15 protein-coding genes are annotated in these 16,400 nt (G+C 71.2%); 9 read left to right on the top strand and 6 right to left on the bottom strand.

All coding sequences use genetic code 11. From position 1 onward, the window contains the following. Window positions 1-89: 89 nt before the first annotated feature. Window positions 90-1,043: an IS481 family transposase gene (locus ACFY4A_RS04830; RefSeq protein WP_390827941.1), complete on the bottom strand. Its 954-nt coding sequence runs from the start codon at window positions 1,041-1,043 to the stop codon at window positions 90-92. 247 nt (window positions 1,044-1,290) lie between these two features. Here ACFY4A_RS04830 and ACFY4A_RS04825 point away from each other — a divergent pair, with 247 nt between their 5' ends. After that, window positions 1,291-2,619, top strand: a complete 1,329-nt coding sequence (locus ACFY4A_RS04825) for a DUF692 domain-containing protein (protein WP_390827955.1) — start codon at window positions 1,291-1,293, stop codon at window positions 2,617-2,619. Between the two features lie 117 nt (window positions 2,620-2,736). Continuing rightward, window positions 2,737-3,561, top strand: coding sequence for a TIGR04222 domain-containing membrane protein (locus ACFY4A_RS04820; protein WP_390827940.1), 825 nt, complete (start codon window positions 2,737-2,739; stop codon window positions 3,559-3,561). A gap of 468 nt (window positions 3,562-4,029) precedes the next feature. Here ACFY4A_RS04820 and hemQ read toward each other — a convergent pair whose 3' ends face one another. After that, window positions 4,030-4,761, bottom strand: a complete 732-nt coding sequence (gene hemQ / locus ACFY4A_RS04815) for a hydrogen peroxide-dependent heme synthase (RefSeq protein ID WP_390827939.1) — start codon at window positions 4,759-4,761, stop codon at window positions 4,030-4,032. Between the two features lie 4 nt (window positions 4,762-4,765). Next, on the bottom strand, window positions 4,766-6,220 hold the full coding sequence (gene hemG / locus ACFY4A_RS04810) for a protoporphyrinogen oxidase (RefSeq protein WP_390827938.1): 1,455 nt from the start codon (window positions 6,218-6,220) through the stop codon (window positions 4,766-4,768). Window positions 6,221-6,380: 160 nt separating this feature from the next. Between hemG and ACFY4A_RS04805 the strand changes: the two genes are divergently transcribed. Together ACFY4A_RS04805 and ACFY4A_RS04800 are read left to right on the top strand one after the other, a co-directional pair. Next, on the top strand, window positions 6,381-7,373 hold the full coding sequence (locus ACFY4A_RS04805; protein ID WP_390827937.1) for a DUF4349 domain-containing protein: 993 nt from the start codon (window positions 6,381-6,383) through the stop codon (window positions 7,371-7,373). A 61-nt stretch (window positions 7,374-7,434) separates the two neighbouring features. Beyond that, window positions 7,435-8,883, top strand: coding sequence for an FAD-dependent oxidoreductase (locus ACFY4A_RS04800; protein ID WP_390827936.1), 1,449 nt, complete (start codon window positions 7,435-7,437; stop codon window positions 8,881-8,883). A 3-nt stretch (window positions 8,884-8,886) separates the two neighbouring features. Here the strand turns inward: ACFY4A_RS04800 and ACFY4A_RS04795 are convergent, their stop codons facing one another. Next, on the bottom strand, window positions 8,887-9,183 hold the full coding sequence (locus tag ACFY4A_RS04795) for a hypothetical protein (RefSeq protein WP_390827935.1): 297 nt from the start codon (window positions 9,181-9,183) through the stop codon (window positions 8,887-8,889). A gap of 125 nt (window positions 9,184-9,308) precedes the next feature. On the opposite strand from ACFY4A_RS04795, the gene ACFY4A_RS04790 reads away from it, so the two are divergent. The 4 genes from ACFY4A_RS04790 (at window position 9,309) to ACFY4A_RS04775 (ending at window position 12,051) form a co-directional block, all read left to right on the top strand. Next, entirely contained in the window at window positions 9,309-10,127 is an 819-nt protein-coding gene (locus ACFY4A_RS04790; RefSeq protein ID WP_390827934.1) for a rhomboid family intramembrane serine protease, read from the top strand. A gap of 412 nt (window positions 10,128-10,539) precedes the next feature. Then, window positions 10,540-11,013: a hypothetical protein gene (locus ACFY4A_RS04785; protein ID WP_390827933.1), complete on the top strand. Its 474-nt coding sequence runs from the start codon at window positions 10,540-10,542 to the stop codon at window positions 11,011-11,013. Further along, on the top strand, window positions 11,003-11,671 hold the full coding sequence (locus ACFY4A_RS04780) for a hypothetical protein (RefSeq protein WP_390827932.1): 669 nt from the start codon (window positions 11,003-11,005) through the stop codon (window positions 11,669-11,671). The genes ACFY4A_RS04785 and ACFY4A_RS04780 overlap by 11 nt, the downstream gene beginning before the upstream one ends. A gap of 203 nt (window positions 11,672-11,874) precedes the next feature. Continuing rightward, the gene (locus ACFY4A_RS04775) at window positions 11,875-12,051 is read left to right on the top strand and encodes a hypothetical protein (RefSeq protein ID WP_390827931.1); all 177 of its coding nucleotides are present in this window, start codon (window positions 11,875-11,877) and stop codon (window positions 12,049-12,051) included. 14 nt (window positions 12,052-12,065) lie between these two features. Here the strand turns inward: ACFY4A_RS04775 and ACFY4A_RS04770 are convergent, their stop codons facing one another. Beyond that, window positions 12,066-12,413 (bottom strand): hypothetical protein, encoded by a 348-nt coding sequence (locus ACFY4A_RS04770; protein ID WP_390827930.1) that lies wholly within the window; start codon window positions 12,411-12,413, stop codon window positions 12,066-12,068. A gap of 185 nt (window positions 12,414-12,598) precedes the next feature. Then, window positions 12,599-14,968: an MMPL family transporter gene (locus ACFY4A_RS04765; RefSeq protein ID WP_390827929.1), complete on the bottom strand. Its 2,370-nt coding sequence runs from the start codon at window positions 14,966-14,968 to the stop codon at window positions 12,599-12,601. 393 nt (window positions 14,969-15,361) lie between these two features. Between ACFY4A_RS04765 and ACFY4A_RS04760 the strand changes: the two genes are divergently transcribed. Beyond that, the gene (locus ACFY4A_RS04760) at window positions 15,362-16,387 is read left to right on the top strand and encodes an ornithine cyclodeaminase family protein (protein WP_390827928.1); all 1,026 of its coding nucleotides are present in this window, start codon (window positions 15,362-15,364) and stop codon (window positions 16,385-16,387) included. Window positions 16,388-16,400: the final 13 nt, after the last annotated feature.

The following is a 16,400-nucleotide window of genomic DNA, read 5'->3' as shown; positions in this document are numbered from 1 at the left end:
ACGCGGACGACCCTCCGCCTTGCGATGCACCGCACCAGACGCCGCGGGGCCCGCCCTCCGGGCGGACGGCGCTACTTTCGAAACACGCCCTAGGTGTATTGCCCCGAGAGGTTAGGGACGCGGCTGGCGGGTGGTTGGCCCTTGAGCGCGGTGTGTCCGCGGTGGTGATTGTAGGTGTGCAGCCAGTCGGGGAAGGCGTCGCGTCGTTCGGTCTCTGAGCGGTAGGGGCGGGCGTAGGCCCATTCGTCGAGCAGGGTGCGGTTGAGGCGTTCGACCTTGCCGTTGGTCTGGGGCCGGTAGGGCCGGGTGCGCTTGTGGGCGATCCCGGCTGCTGCCAGCAGGTCTCGCCAGTCGCGTGAGCGGTAGCAGGAGCCGTTGTCGGTCAGTACGCGTTCGACGGTGATCCCGGCCTGGGTGAAGAACGCCTGGGCCCGGCTCCAGAAGGCGGTGGCGGTCTCCTTCTTCTCGTCGCCGAGGATCTCGCTGTAGGCGAGGCGGGAGTGGTCGTCGACGGCGGTATGGATGTAGCTGTAGCCGGCGCCCGAGCGGTTCTTGCGGCCCGCTGGGCGGCCCAGGGCCTTGTGGCCGCCGCCGTCGGGGATGTTGCCGAGCTTCTTGATGTCCACATGCACCAGCTCGCCGGGCTTGTCGCGTTCGTAGCGGCGGATGACACGGCCGGTGGCCCGGTCCAGGTGCGCGAGGCGGGCCAGGCCGTAACGGGTCAGCACCCGGTGCACGGCGGAGGGCACCAGCCGCAGCAGGCCGGCGATGCGGGCCGGTCCCCAGCGGCGCAGCACGCGGACCTTGATGATCCGCCGCTCGGTGCGCGTCGGGGTCCGCCGTGGGCTGGTGCGGGGACGGCTGGAGCGGTCGGCCATGCCCGCCTCACCGAACAGCCGGTAGCGGTCGGCCCACCGCTGGGCCGTGGTCACAGAGACCTGGAAGCGTTCCGCAGCCCGCCGCAGAGGCCAGCCGTCGTCCACGACGCAGCGGGCCAGGCGCAGGCGTCCGGTCTCGGTCAGCGGTGCGTTACGGTGCGGCATGAGGGCCTTTCTGGTCGCCGGTGCAGATGTGGCAATCCACACCGAGCCAGAGGGCCCTCACCCATTTCAAGATCACACGTCAGTGATCGCTGTCACCAACCTCCGTGGACAGAACACCTAGGTCTCCCAGCGGGGCCCAGCTCAAATGTTGCTCTGAAGGTGCGGGCGGCGGGGTTCGGGGCCCGGCGCCCGGGCCATAACCCCCGTCACGTGCACCGGTATGGAGGCAAAAGGGGGCGAGGGCACGATGGAGCGGCTCGGGACGGGGATCGGGTGGCGGCCGGAGATCGCGGACGCCGTGGAGGACATGCCAGGCGTCGACTGGGTCGAGGTCGTCGCGGAGAACGTGTGCCCCGAGCATCTCCCCGAGTCGCTGCTGCGCCTGCGCCGCCGCGGGGTGACCGTGGTGCCGCACGGGGTCTCGCTCGGCCTCGGCGGGGCCGACCGACCGGACGAGGGCCGGCTGACCGCCCTCGCCGAGCGGGCGCAGGCGCTCGGCTCGCCACTGGTGAGCGAGCACATCGCGTTCGTCCGCGCGGGCGGCGCGCTGACCGCCTCCCCGCGGCTGGAAGCCGGGCATCTGCTGCCCGTACCGCGCACCCGCGACGCCCTCGACGTGCTGTGCGAGAACGTCCGGATCGCGCAGGAGGCGCTGCCCGTGCCGCTCGCCGTGGAGAACATCGCCGCGCTGCTGGCCTGGCCGCACGAGGAACTGACGGAGGGTCAGTTCCTCTACGAGCTGGCCGACCGCACGGGTGTGAAGCTGCTGATCGACGTGGCCAATCTGCACACCAACCACATCAACCGGAAAGAGGACCCGGCCCGGGCACTGGCCGAACTCCCCCTCGAAGCCCTCGCGTACGTCCATGTCGCAGGCGGCTTCGAACGTGACGGCGTCTGGCACGACAGCCACGCCCACCCGGTGCCGCGGCCGGTCCTCGACATCCTGGCCGACCTCGCCTCACGCGTCGTCCCGCCGGGGGTCCTGCTGGAGCGCGACGAGAACTTTCCCGAACCGGTCGAGCTGGAGCGGGAGTTGGCAGCCATCGGAACAGCGGTGGAGTCGGGGTGTACGGCGGCCCGACGGGCGGCCGACACCGCACCTGCCCCCGACGGCGGCCGCGAGGCGCCCGGACCGGACCGGCGGACGGCCGGCACCGAGCCCGCACGGCAGCGGCTCGCCCTCGCGCAGACCGCGCTCCTGTCGGCGCTGGTCGCCGGGACGCCCGCGCCGGAGGGCTTCGACCGGGTGCGCATCGGCGTGCAGGCACGCTCGCTGGCCGCGAAACGGGCGGATGTCGTGGCCAAGGTGGCGCCGGAACTGCCGGTGCTGCTCGGCGAGGGCTACCGGGCCGCGTTCCTCGCGTACGCGCAGAAGCACCCGATGGCCGGGGGCTACCGGCAGGACGCGCTGGAGTTCGCGGAGTCCCTGCTGCTCGCCGGTCGGCCTCTTGACGCGGGGATCCGGCGGGAGCTGCGGGAGTGGTGGCTGGACCGCTCGGGACCGGCGCCGCGGTCGCGCCGGCCAGTGGCACGGGTGGCCCGCGCGGCACAGAGGGTGCTGCTGCGCCGCTGAGCCCGGACCTGACGCCCTGACCTCGGGAAACAAACGGAACGTCACATACCGGCAACACTCTGTCCGGATGGCGAACAAGGCATGGCGTTTCCCAGACCTCTGGCATAGAAACGCGTCATGTTCTGGGTCCTTCTCCTGCTTCTGGCCTGGGCCTTCGCGGGCACGGCGTGCCTGCGGCTGTGCCTGGCCGCCGTACGCGCCGCTGCCGTCGACGTGGACGCGGGCGGTGGCCGCGACCTGACGCTCTATGAGGCGGCGTTCCTCTCGGGCGGACCCGCGCGGGTCGCCGATCTGACCCTGGTCTCCATGGCGCGCCAGCGGCGGCTGCTGCTCGCGCACACCGGCTGGGCGACGGTCGTCGATCCGCGCGGGCGGGACGAGATGGAGCGCTCCGTCATAGGGGCGATCGGCCCGGAGGGGCAGTCCCGGATCGCGCCGGTGCGCGCGGCCGCGGCCACCGCGGACGCGGTGCGCGGCCTCGCCGACCGGCTCGTCAGCGCCGGGCTCGCCGTTCCGGACGGGGACGGGTCCACGATCGCGGCCGGGGTCCGCCGGGTGCGCGCCGCCGTGCTGGCCGTCCTCGCCCTGGGCACGACCGCGCTGCTGCTGCCCGGCCCGACCGGGATGCCCCGCGGGCTGATCGCCCTCTGGTTCGCGCTGCCGCTGGCGCTCGCCCTGAGCTGCCTGGCCATCGCCCGCTTCGAGGTCCACCCGTACTCGCGTTGGGCCTCCCCCGCCGGACAGCGCCTGCTCGGCGCGCTGACCCGGCGTGTGAACGGCGCCGGTGACGAGCGTACGTACCTGGCGTCCGTGGCCGTACGCGGCATCAGCGCGATCGGCGAACCGAACCTGCGCGCGGCCTTCGCCCACCGCGGCCGGCCCTCGCGCGACCGGCCCTCGCGCGGCCGACCGCCGCACGGCCAAGCCTTCCGGGACCAGTAGCCCGCGACCGGCGCCGGCCGGGACCGACGGGCGTACGGGCGGCGGCGCGTGCCGGAGCGCACGCCCGGCACGGGCGCTCGCGCGGGGCGCATCGGCGCCGACACCGGCGGGACGGTGCCTGCCCTTCCCTCCGGGGCGAACGAAACATCCCTTCCGCCGCGGCCGTGCACCGAAAGGGACACGCGATGCGCGTCGCCGCCGTCCGGACGGCCGCCGGGTCCCTGGTCCTCACCGCCCTCACCGGCGCCCCGGCCCCGGGCATCGCGCGGGTTCCCGGAACCGCGGCGGAACTGCGCGGCACCGTCGTGGCCGCGGCGCGCGCCCGAAGGCACGGGACCCGCCCCGCACCATGGAGTGCGGCACGGTCCTGGTGCCCCTCGACTACGCGGACCCCGACGTGGCCGGCCCACAGCCACCCGCTGACCGGCCGTGTCCCGGGGCCGGCCCGCCCCCGGACACGGCGGGGGGTCAGGCCAGACCCGCCACCAGCTCGGTGATGTCCTTGCGGCGCCCGGTGAAGAACGGGATCTCCTCGCGGACGTGCCGGCGCGCCTCGGAGCCGCGCAGGTGGCGCATGAGGTCGACGATGCGGTCCAGCTCGTCGGCCTCGAAGGCGAGGATCCACTCGTAGTCGCCGAGGGAGAAGGACGCGACCGTGTTGGCGCGCACGTCCGGGAAGCCGCGGGCCATCTTGCCGTGGTCGGCGAGCATGCGGCGGCGGTCCTCGTCGGGCAGCAGGTACCAGTCGTAGGAGCGCACGAACGGGTAGACGCTGACGTAGTCGCGCGGCGTCTCGTCGGCGAGGAACGCCGGGATGTGCGAGCGGTTGAACTCGGCGGGGCGGTGCAGCGCCATGTTCGACCACACCGGCTCCATGGCGCGGCCGAGCCTCGTGCGACGGAAGAGGTTGTACGCCTCCTGGAGCTGGTCGCTGGTCTCGGCGTGCCACCAGATCATCAGGTCGGCGTCGGCACGCAGGCCCGAGAGGTCGTACGTGCCGCGGATGGTCACGTCCTTGGCGGCGAGCTGGTCGAACAGTTCCTTGACCTCGTCCGCGTAGCCCGCGCGGTCCTCGGGAAGCAGGTCCTTCAGCTTGAAGACGGACCACAGCGTGTAGCGGATGACCTCGTTGAGGTCCTTGGCCAGCTTGCCCTTGTTCGGGATCCTGCCGGACTCGGTGGTGGGGGCGTCGTCACTCATGGGGCTATTCTCCCGCTCCGCCGTGCAGACTCTGCACCGGGGCCGCGGTGAGCTCCCGCCCGGCCCGCAGGTCGCCCCGCAGCTGGTCCACGGCCGCGTACGCGCTCGCGACGCACGCGGGGATGCCCACCCCGTCGTACACCGCGCCGCACACCACCAGACCGGGCAGCTTGCCGACGTGCTCGCGAATGCGGGCCACGCGCGCGTGGTGGCCGACGGGGTACTGGGGCAGGCCGTCGGTCCAGCGGGTGACACGGGTCTCCAGGGGCGCGGCGTCCAGGCCGGTCGCCTCGCGCAGGTCGTGCCGGGAGACCTCGACGAGGTCGGCGTCATCGCGCTGGAGGATCTCCGTCTCCCCGTACCGCCCCACGGAGGTGCGCAGCACGACCACGTCCGGGTCCTCCTCGGCGATCCAGCCCCACTTCCGGGAGGCGAAGGTGGACGCCTTGATGGTGCGGCCGTCGACGGGGGGCACCAGGAAGCCGCTGCCCTCGGGCAGGGCGGCGTCGGCGCGGCGGTAGGCCAGCGTGATCAGGGCCATGGAGGCGTACTCGACGGCCCGCAGCTCGGCGGCGGCCTCCGGGGACTCGGCGCGCAGCAGCCCGGCGGCGACGGGCGCGGGCACGGCGACGACCACCGCGTCCGCGTGCAGCACGCGGTCACCGGCGGCCACCCGCCAGGACGTACCGTCCTGCCTGCGCAGCTCCGTCACCGGGGTCCCGGTCAGGATCTCGCCGCCGCGGGCCCGCACCGACTCCGCGACCGCGAGCGGCAGCCGGCCCACACCGCCCTCGATGCCCATGAACACCGGCCCGGTCTGCTGCGCGGCGGCCGCGTCGGCCTGGATCTCGCGGACCCCTTCCAGCAGCGAGTCATGGGTCTGCGCGGCCCGGAAGAGCTGGGGCACGGCCGAGCGCATCGAGATGCGGTAGGCGTCACCGGCGTAGACGCCGCCGAGCAGGGGCTCGACCAGGCGGTCGACGACTTCGCGGCCCAGGCGGGCCGCCACGTACTCGCCGACCGCCACGTCGTCGCCGACCTCCGTGCGGGGCAGCTCGGCGTCGCGCTCGATGCGGGCGAGGCCCTCCCCGGACAGCACGCCGGCCAGCGCGGAGGCGGCGCCGGGGACGCCCATGACGTGTCCCTTCGGCATGGGGCGCAGGGCGCCGCGGGTCCAGATCGAGGCGCTCGCCGTGGCGGGCGGCTGGAGGTGGCCGGCGAGTCCCGTCTCGCGCGCGAGGGTCACGGCCTCGGGCCGGCGGGCCAGCAGCGACTCGGCGCCCAGGTCGACACGGACGCCCGCGATCTCGCCCGGCAGCAACTTGCCGCCGACCCGCTCCGCCGCTTCCAGCACGGTCACCCGCGCCCCGTGCTGCAACAGCCGGTGCGCGGCGGCCAGCCCCGCGATCCCGGCCCCGATGACGACGACATGGCCCGTGCCCGTACCCGTTGCGCTCATGAGCCCACTCTCTCAGACCGCTCCGGTGCTCCTCCCGCGCCCCGGTGTCCGGCCCGAGTCGTGAACGTGACCGCATCGGAACCGTTTCCGGCCAACGTCTGGCGCGGCCCGTGAGTCGAAGAAGCGTCAGTGGTCACGAGGACCCTCGGGGGTATGCCACATGCGCACACGACGTTCCGTCCGGCCCGCTTCCGCCCTGGCCGGGCTCCTGCTCGCAGCCGCTCTTTCACTCACCGGGTGCAGCGCGGGCGACAGCGGCGGTTCCTCCGCCAAGTCCGCCGTGGGCGCGGCCGGTGACGAGGACCAGAAGGGCGCGCCGGGCAGCGGCGGCGGCCGGGCCTCCGAGGCGAGGGCCACCGCGCCGTCCCGGGTCACCGCGAGCCACATCATCCGCACCGCCTCGCTCACCGTGCAGGTCAAGGACGTGCCGAAGGCCCTCGACACGGCCCGCACCACCGTCGAGACCGCCGGGGGCTACGTCGGCGACGAGAGCACCAGCCGCGACGAGGACGGTCACGAACGCACACGCGTGGTGCTGCGCGTTCCCGCCGACAGGTACGACGAGGTCCTCAGTGGCCTGGAGGGCACCGGCAAGCTGATCGAGCGCACGGCGAAGGCGCAGGACGTCACCGACCAGGTCGTCGACGTGGACAGCCGCATCAAGTCGCAGCGCGCGAGTGTGGCACGGGTGCGCGAGCTGATGGACCGGGCGACCCGGCTCAGCGACGTGGTCAGCCTGGAGGGCGAGTTGAGCCGCCGCGAGTCCGACCTGGAGGCGCTGCTGGCCCAGCAGGCGTCGCTGAAGGACCGCACGAGCCTGGCCACCATCACCCTGTCGCTGTCCCGGACACCGGCGCCGACGGCGGTACCCGAGGACGATCAGCCCGGGTTCGTGGACGCGCTGGCGGGCGGCTGGCACGTGTTCGTCACCGTGCTCCGCTGGATCGCCCTGGCCATCGGGGCGCTGCTCCCCTTCGCCGCGGCGGCGGCCCTCGTCGCGGCGCTGTGGCTGCGGGTCGTACGGCCCCGGCTGCCCCAGCGCCCCGTCGCCGACACGACCGCCACGACCGCGCCGGGCGCGCTCCCGGACTCCCGGCGGGCACCCGCGCCCCCGGCCGCGGAGCCCGGCGGCGAACCGGACTCTCAGGACTGAACCGGACTCTCAGGACTGAGACGACCCGTCCCCTGACGACCCGTCCCCGTAGCGTGTTCGCATGGACGTGAGCGCTGCGCGGGATGACCGGGGTACGAGGGAACGCCTTGTCGTGATCGGCGGCGACGCCGCGGGGATGTCCGCGGCGTCGCAGGCACGCCGGCTGCGCGGGCCGGACGAGCTGGAGATCGTGGCGTTCGAACGCGGCCACTTCACCTCGTTCTCGGCGTGCGGCATCCCGTACTGGGTGGGCGGCGACGTCGACGAGCGGGACCAGCTGATCGCCCGCACGCCCGAGGAGCACCGCGCGCGGGACATCGACCTGCGGATGCGCACCGAGGTGACGGAGATCGACGTGGCCGCCGGCCGGGTGCGCGCGCGGGACCTCGACTCCGGCGCGGAGTCCTGGACGTCGTACGACAAGCTCGTGATCGCGACCGGGGCCCGTCCCGTCCGGCCCGACATGCCCGGCGCCGACGCGCCCGGCGTGCACGGGGTGCAGACCCTCGACGACGGCCAGGCCCTGCTGGACAGCCTCGCACGCGCGCGTGGCCGCCGGGCGGTGGTGATCGGCGCGGGCTACATCGGGGTGGAGATGGCCGAGGCGCTCATCAAGCGCGGCTACGAGGTGACGGTCGTCAACCGCGGCCGCGAGCCGATGTCCACGCTCGACCCCGACATGGGCCGCCTGGTGCACCGGGCCATGTCGGGCCTGGGCATCACCATGGTCGACGACGCCGAGGTGACCGAGGTGCTCACCGGCGATGGGGGTCCCTCCCGGCTCGTGCGAAGCGGAGAGCTTGGGGGAGGCGGGGTCAGGGCGGTGGCCACCGCGGACGCCGAGTACCCGGCGGACGTGGTCGTGCTGGGCATCGGAGTGCGCCCGGAGACCGCGCTCGCGCGGGCGGCCGGACTCCCGCTCGGCGCGCACGGCGGCCTGCTCACCGACCGGGCGATGCGGGTGCGCGGCCACGAGAACATCTGGGCCGGCGGTGACTGCGTGGAGGTCCTGGACCTGGTCTCCGGACAGCTGCGCCACGTCCCGCTGGGCACCCACGCCAACAAGCACGGCCAGATCATCGGCACCAACGCCGCCGGCGGCTACGCCACCTTCCCGGGCGTGGTCGGCACCGCGGTGAGCAAGGTGTGCGACCTGGAGATCGCGCGCACCGGGCTGCGCGAGAAGGACGCCCGCCGGGTGGGCCTGAAGTTCGAGACGGTCACCATCGAGTCGACCAGCCGCGCGGGCTACTACCCCGGCGCCTCCCCGATGACCGTCAAGATGATCGCCGAACGCCGTACCGGCCGCCTGCTGGGCGTGCAGATCGTCGGCCGTGAGGGCGCGGGGAAGCGGGTCGACATCGCCGCGGTCGCCCTCACGGCCGGTCTGACGGTGGAGCAGATGACGGCCCTGGACCTGGGTTACGCACCGCCGTTCTCCCCGGTGTGGGATCCGGTGCTCGTGGCGGCCCGGAAGGCCGCGGCGAAGGTCCGTGACAGCACGCCGTGAGCCCTACGCCGTTCCGTTCAGCCTCGGCAGGGAGGAGACCGAGCCGCTGGACGCCACCGCCGACGCCGTCGCGGCCGGCTGTTCCCCGGCCGGCCTGGCGTGCGCGGCCGCGGCCCGGGTCGAGCGCAGCCGGTGGCCGACGGCCTCGTCCAGCGTCACCGGACGCTGCATCTGGGACGCCGGCCGACCGGCCTCCTGGCCGAGCCGGGCGATGTCCTCCCCGGACAGCCGCACCACCAGGGTGAACTCGGCCTCGCCGTCGGGCAGCGCGCGCACCGCAGGAGTGACTCGGTCGTTCATCGCCTGTTCCTCACGTCGTCCCCGCGGCCCGGCTTCCCCGGGCCGCGGGCGGTCGAGAAGACATACGCACACGCGGACGGCGGCGTTCACCGGTTCGGCGAGCGCATCGCGGGCAGTACTTTTCTGTGGTCATTCCCGTCCATGATGTGAACCCGGCGCGACGCACCCCCTGGGTGACGTACGCCCTGATCGCCGCGAACTTCGTCGTGTTCCTGCTCACGCCCGGCATCTCCGGATCCGTCACGGGCAGCAGCACGCTGGCGCAGCTGTGCCATCTGCAGGCCTTCACGGAGCAGTACGCGCTGGTGCCCGGAGAGTTGATCCACCATCAGATGCCGTCGCTGGTCCCGACGGGCGCCGTCGGGCTGGGCGTGCATGGGCCGGGCTGCGTGATGGGGCCGCCCACCTACGACAAGTCGCCCGTACTGTCGGTCCTCACGGCGATGTTCCTGCACGGCAGCTGGCTGCACCTGCTGGGCAACATGCTGTTCCTCCTCATCTTCGGCAACAACATCGAGGACCGCATGGGCCATGTGCGGTACCTGCTGTTCTACGTGGTCTGCGGGTACGCGGCCGCATACGGATTTGCTCTCATGAACTCCCAGTCGACCACTCCGCTGATCGGCGCCTCGGGAGCCATCGCCGGTGTCCTCGGCGCCTACCTGCTGCTCTACCCGAAGGCACGCGTGTGGGTGCTCGTCCCCTTCCTGATCTTCCTGCCGTTGCGGCTGCCGGCCTGGGTGGTGCTGGGCTCCTGGTTCGTGCTCCAGGCGTTCTACTCCTCCGGCCAGGCCGTCGCCGAGACGGGCACCGTGGCGTACCTGGCCCACGTGGTCGGTTTCGTCGCGGGCATGCTGCTCGCCTGGCCGTTCAAGCCGGGCACTCCCCCACCGCCCGAACCGGGCGGCATCCTCTTCGGACGGCAGACGCGACGGGCCTGGTAGGGCCAGGGGCCGGGCAGCGCAGGGAAAATCCGGATAGCTTTGGATAAGCGACATTTGCATTCTCAGGCTAGCCGTCAGTCATTGAACGATTCAACCATCCGCATGTTTTGCCAGATCTTTGAGCCTCTGGCAGGGCTCATGCTGACCCATTGCTGACTTCTCTGACGCCTCGTCAGACAAGAAGCGTCCCCGTGAGGGTCGCACCGAGCCCATCCATCGCAGCTCGGGGTGGAGGCCCCCAAGGGCTCCCAGCTGAGCCCGACGGGGCCCCCGAGCACCCCATGCCGAGGTCGTCGCGATCACACGCTGACGGACGTCTTCCGTCCGAACGGCGAGATGCCGAGGTTCCCCAGCACGGACAACGTGTCCGACGAAACTGCCGTACCGCGCGGGACGGTGAGTAAGGAGAGAAGTGAGCGTCGAGAGCGAGCAGTACGCATTCGTCATGGAGCGGCTGAAGGCTGACTTCCCAGACCTGGCAACCCAGTTGGACCAGGAACTCAAACGGGGCCGTGCGGTGTCCGGCCAGAAGCTCCGGCGTGAGGAGAGGCACGAGAGGGCCAGCCGACTGGAGGAAGCTCATCTGCCGGCTCTCGGGAAGACCGACGTCGCCGTGATTCCGTACAGCGGGGAGGAACGCGTCGAACTGATCCGGGAGGCGCTCCTCACCCTTGCCGAGACCATGTACGCCTCTCGACAGGCGGCCCTGAAACTGACCATGGAGCGTGGCACGGAGCAGGAGATCCGATTCGGTGACCCCGAGGAGGAGAACCCGTCCTTCATCCACCTTGCTGAGGAAACGGAGCATGCCCGGGCCGTGTTGGCGACCGTGCGTGACCTCCTCTCCGAGGGCATCGACGAGATGCAGCCGGAGGGTGCCCGATGAGCAGGGCGACCTCATCCTCGCCATTGAGAAGGCGATCGGTGTCCTGAGCCAGGTCTACAGGAACGACGCGGACGAGTCCGACCTCTATGAGGCTTCGCTGCTGGTTCTGTCCCTGGAGGCGGCACAGTCCGCCGGGGGCACGGTGCTGCTGACGCAGGATGGCAACACCCCCGCCTCGGCCCTCCGGTTCCGCCGAGCCCCGGGGAACCTGTGGTCGGGCGACTTCACCTACGCGCTGGTGACCTTCCCCGGTCTGCAGAAGCAGCTGGAGATCCACCTCGGCGTGTACGTCCTCGGCAGCTCGCGGGTCGCGCATGAATGTGATGTAGCCGTCATCGACCACCTGGAGGCAGAACGTAGCCGCCGGGGTGCGGTCCATGCCCGCCACAGCAGGGGGCTGATCGCCTCGATCGAGGCGAAGAACTACAGCACCTCACCCGGCCTCGGGATCGGCCGCGCGTTTCTGGGGTTGTCCACGGAACTTGGCCAGAAACGCTGCTCCCTGGTGTTTCCGTCGAAGAGCTCGTCCAACCTGGCCGCGCTCATCGCGAACAAGCCCAGCGAGACGTACGACGAGTTGTTGCCGGGCAAGGACGCGGCGGCTCGGCTGCGTTCGCACCTTGACCAGTCCATCCGGAACTGGCAGGCAGGCATGTGAGATCAGGAGGGGCGGTGCATCGCCGCTACGCCGCTTGTCGGCCGTGCACTCGACATGACGTACCTCGGCAGCAAGTGACTCCGTCCGATCCGCTGGGTCTTCAAGTCGCACTTGTCGCATGTTGTGCGCTCGCATGGGGGAGTCCATCCTCAATTCACCTGCTGTTCCAGCAGGTTGTCGTACATCCACTTCGGGGGGCGAAGGTGCCGCAGATCGACACCCGTCTCGTCCAGACCGCAGTCATCGGGGGACGGGACTCGGACCAGCCCGTCATCCTCCCCGAGGAACCGCACAACCTGGACGAGTTCCGTCGTCAGTTCAGCACTGACCGTTTCTGGTGCGGCACGCTCCTCGGCGGCTGCGGGGAAAAGCTGCACTGACCGCGCCCGAGGGCTCACACGTCGTCGCGCGCGGTGCCGGTGAGGACGTCGGTGGAGGCGCCGTCGGGGGGCATGGGCAGGCTGCGCCAGGTGCCGGCCTGCCGGGTCCACAGCGTGTGCTCGTACTCGCAGGGCAGACAGGTGCTGGTGGTCTGCACGGTGCTGCGTGCCACGGCCGACGTCGCGTCGAAGGGCACGTAGGAGCTGAGTCCGGCCGGTGCCGGGGGCGGCACCGGCTGCCATCCCGTGGCGGCGTGGGACTGGGTGGCGGTGGTCAGGCCGGTCACGAGCGCCAGGAGCAGTGCTCCCAGCGTGTACAGCGCGGCCCGTAACCGGTGGGTGGGTCTCTGTTTGATCCGCATGCTGGCTCCCGTCGAGGTCGGTTGCTGCACCTCCACCGTCGCCGCAGCACCGGGCCGGGCGGGCCCGGTTGGCAGCTGGTTGCCGGGAGGGAATGCGCGCGGGGGCGCAAAAAAGGAGAGGAGGGAGGGTCGTCTCCGTCCGGGGGTGACGGGCGACCCTCCCTCCTCGGCGGAGGGACCTGGCTCTACGGCTGGTAGTAGTCAGGTCGCGAGGTATCACGGCGGTGCTGGCCGGGCCGCGTCTCCTGCTGCGGATGACCGCCTTGCTGGTAACCGCCCTGCTGGTACGGCTCCTGATACCCGTCCTGCTGGTAGGGCTGACCGTACTGCTGCTGCGGGGAGGCGAACCGTGCGTACTGGGGCTGCTCCTCGGAGTGGTGGCGGGTGGGCTCGGCCTGGTCCGGGACGGGGGCCGGTCCACCCGTGCCGCCGGAGACCTTGCCGGGCCACCAGTTCCACTTGCCCAGGGCCGTCATCAGCGCCGGCAGCACGTAGATCCGGATGATCACGGCGTCCAGCAGGATGGCCGCCGCGAGACCCACACCCAGCTGCTTGAACTCGACCATGCTCAGGGTGCCGAAGATCGCGAACACACCGACCATGACGATCGCGGCGCTGGTCACTACGCCCGCGGAGCGGGTGATGCCCTCACGGACGGCGACCTTGGTCGTGACGCCCTCGAGCGCGGCCTCGCGGATCCGGCTGACCACGAAGACGTGGTAGTCCATCGACAGCCCGAACAGCACCACGAACAAGAACAGCGGCAACCACGAGACGACCGCGCCCGAGCTGTGGAAGTCGAGGATGCCCTCGGCCCAGGTGTTCTGGAAGACGGCAACCAGCACACCGAACGAGGCCGCCGCGGAGAGCAGGTTCAGCAGGATCGCGGAGAGCGCCACGGCCAGCGACCGGAAGATCATCACCATGGTGACGAAGGTCAGCAGCAGGACGAAGCCCACCACCCAGGGCATGCGTTCCTCGAGGTGGCCCGTGAAGTCCACGCCCTGCGCCACCTTGCCGCCGACCGCGCTCTCGGCGTCGGGCACGTCGGCCATGGCCTGCGGCACCCAGTCGCGCAGCAGGTCCAGGGACTCGCGGGCCTCGTCGCTCTTCGGCTGGTACGGCGTGCCCACGTCCACGGTGTGGACCCGGTGGTCCGCCGACTCCTTGATCGTCGGTGTGGAGTCGTGGGCGAACAGGTCGTCCTCCGCGGTGCGCTCCAGCAGGCCCTGAAGCGCGGACTTCACCTCGTCGGCCCGGTCGGCGGGCGCCCGGACGGCGACCTGGTGCACGGTGCCCTTGCTGGGGAAGGACTCGGTGAGCCGGTCCATCGCCTGCACCACGGGGATGTCCCGGGACAGGTCGTCGGAGCCCGGCTGCTTGAGCTTCATGTCGAGGGCCGGCACGGCCAGCAGCAGCAGCGCGCCCACGGACACCACCAGCGTGATGACCGGCTTGGACAGCGCCGGACGCAGCAGCGCGGGCCACACCCTCGACTCGCCGGAGCGCATGGTGAGCCGCCACAGGAACGGCACCCTGGGCTTGTCGACCCAGCGTCCCAGCTTGGCGAGCAGGGCGGGCAGCACGGTCAGCGAGGCCAGTACGGCGACCGCCACGACGATGATCGAGCCGGTGGCCAGGGAGGCGAAGGTCGCCTCGTTGGCCAGGTAGAGGCCGGCCATCGCCACGATGACCGTGGTGCCGGACACCACGACGGTGTGCCCGGAGGTCTCCGCGGCGACCTCGATCGCGTCGACGTGGGACTTCCCCGCGCGGCGCTCCTCCCGCTCCCGCTTGAGGTAGAAGAGCGAGTAGTCCACGCCGACGGCCATGCCCATGAGCAGGATGACGTTGCTGACCGCGCTGGTCTCGGGCAGTACGTGGGAGGCGACTGTGGACAGTCCGATGGCGGCGCCGACGCACGAGAGGGCCAGCACCACGGGCACGCCGGCCGCGATGATCGCGCCGAAGACGACGAGCAGGATCAGCAGGGTCAGCGGCAGGCTGATCAGCTCGGCCTTCTTGAAGTCATCGCCGAGCGTCTCCGACAGTCCCTTGGCCGTCGAACCGGTGCCCACCTCGTCGACCCGCAGGCCGTCGTGGTCCTCCTGGACCGACGCGCTGACGTCGAGCAGTGGCTGCACCCGCTGGTCGGCGTTCTCCGTGTCGCCCTTCATGGTGACGGGGACCAGCACCGCCTTGCCGTCGGGCGAGGGGACCGGGTCGCCGACGCTCTCCACCTCGTCGAGCGCCTTCATCCGCTCCACGACGTCCGCCGCCGCTTCCCGGCCGGCCGCCGGGTCGAGCTTCCCGCCGTTCTCGGCGGTGATCAGTACGTTCTCCTCGGCCTTCTCGGGGAAGTCACCGGAGTGCACGATCTTGCCGGCCCGGCCCGACTCGCGGACCCCCGACTCCTCGTCGCTGATCGCGTTCGTACCGGCCGCTCCGCCCAGGAAGAGGCACGCGGCGACGAACACGACCCACAGGCCGATGGCGGACCACGGATGCGTGGCACTCCATCGCGCAATCCGTACCGTTGCCGGTTTCTTTCGCACCTTGCTTCCTTCCGTTGCTGCAGGTCCGGCCCGGGAAGTCGGTCGGATCTCGACGTGGAAAACGCTAGATGCGCCGGCAGCGGGGTGGATACGAGGTAAACCGTCGTGGTGACCGTTGCTTTCCGCAGGTTCAACATACGGAAAACCGCAGGTGCCGCCCTGCGGGAAACCGCAGGCAGAAACCTGCGGGAAACCGTACCGCCCCTGGGAATCCTTGACCACCAAAAGCCGGACCGTTACGTTCGGAGCGCGAATTGGGCGGCACCCGCAAAAGGCTGTGCAATAGCTTCCTGCACGAAAGGTCGGCCGATCGCGGATCGTAGCTCATTGAATGGCGGACGTACATTCCTTGGCAATTAGTTGCCGAGGCGCGACTGCAGTCGAGGGGAGAAAATGGAGACCACGGTCCTCACCCGGCAGCATGTTGCCAAACTCGTCAAGGAGAGCGGCAACGATCGCTTCATGGACCGGATGATCGTCCGACTCCAGGAGGCGTTCACCGCTCCGGACAAAGGCGTGAGCCCCACCCGGGACGGTTTTCTGCGCGGCCCGGACAACACAGCCATCGCCGAGTGGATGCCGCACCATGATCCGGGACGTTCCATAACGATCAAGACGGTGGCCTACACGCCGTCCAACCCCAGCACGTTCCAGCTGCCCACCATCATCGGATCCCTCACGCGCTACGACGACGTGACGGGCCGTCTGCTGGCGGTGTGCGACGGAATCCTGCCCACCGCGATCCGTACCGGTGCCGCCTCGGCGATCGCCAGCCGGCTGCTGGCCCGTCCCGACAGCCGGGTCCTCGGCCTGGTCGGCGCCGGCGCCCAGGCGGTGACCCAGGCGCACGCCCTCAGCCGGGTGTTCCCGCTGGAGCAGATCCTGATGTACGACATCGAGCCGGCCCACGCGCGTTCCTTCGCGGACCGGGTGGACTTCCTCGACATCGACGTCCGGGTCGTGGAGCTCGCCGAGCTGGAGGCGGCGTCGGACATCATCTGCACCGTCACGTCGGTCGGCGTCGGCGACGGGCCGGTGCTGAGCGGCACCAACCTGCGGCCGCACGTGCACATCAACGCCATCAGGGCCGACCTCATCGGCAAGTTCGAGGTGCCCGAGGCGGTGCTGAAGTCGGCGTTGGTGACGCCGGACCACCGGGCGCAGGCGCTGCGGGAGGGAGAGTGCCAGCAGCTGGAGGAGGGCGACATCGGGCCCGACCTGATGGCCCTGTGCGCCGACCCGGAGACGGCGGCCCGGCACCGGGACTCCGTGACGATCTTCGACTCGACGGGCTTCGGGCTGGAGGACCATGTGGCCCTCGACGTGCTGCTCGAACTCGCCGAGGAGGCCGGAATCGGCGACCGGATCCAGATCGAGCACCTGCCGGACGACGCGCTGAACCCGTACTCGTTCCAGTGACGGAATTCCGGTG

Source organism: Streptomyces sp. NPDC001292 (genome assembly GCF_042896465.1).
Lineage (GTDB): Bacteria > Actinomycetota > Actinomycetes > Streptomycetales > Streptomycetaceae > Streptomyces.
The sequence above is the reverse complement of the archived record's forward strand: the minus strand, read 5'-3'. Positions and strand labels throughout refer to the sequence as shown.

Bases quoted from the DNA above. Each gene is read 5' to 3' on its own strand.
- ACFY4A_RS04830 (WP_390827941.1), bottom strand. From the start codon at position 1,043: ATGCCGCACCGTAACGCACCGCTGACCGAGACCGGACGCCTGCGCCTG.
- ACFY4A_RS04825 (WP_390827955.1), top strand. From the start codon at position 1,291: ATGGAGCGGCTCGGGACGGGGATCGGGTGGCGGCCGGAGATCGCGGAC.
- ACFY4A_RS04820 (WP_390827940.1), top strand. From the start codon at position 2,737: ATGTTCTGGGTCCTTCTCCTGCTTCTGGCCTGGGCCTTCGCGGGCACG.
- hemQ (WP_390827939.1), bottom strand. From the start codon at position 4,761: ATGAGTGACGACGCCCCCACCACCGAGTCCGGCAGGATCCCGAACAAG.
- hemG (WP_390827938.1), bottom strand. From the start codon at position 6,220: ATGAGCGCAACGGGTACGGGCACGGGCCATGTCGTCGTCATCGGGGCC.
- ACFY4A_RS04805 (WP_390827937.1), top strand. From the start codon at position 6,381: ATGCGCACACGACGTTCCGTCCGGCCCGCTTCCGCCCTGGCCGGGCTC.
- ACFY4A_RS04800 (WP_390827936.1), top strand. From the start codon at position 7,435: ATGGACGTGAGCGCTGCGCGGGATGACCGGGGTACGAGGGAACGCCTT.
- ACFY4A_RS04795 (WP_390827935.1), bottom strand. From the start codon at position 9,183: ATGAACGACCGAGTCACTCCTGCGGTGCGCGCGCTGCCCGACGGCGAG.
- ACFY4A_RS04770 (WP_390827930.1), bottom strand. From the start codon at position 12,413: ATGCGGATCAAACAGAGACCCACCCACCGGTTACGGGCCGCGCTGTAC.
- ACFY4A_RS04760 (WP_390827928.1), top strand. From the start codon at position 15,362: ATGGAGACCACGGTCCTCACCCGGCAGCATGTTGCCAAACTCGTCAAG.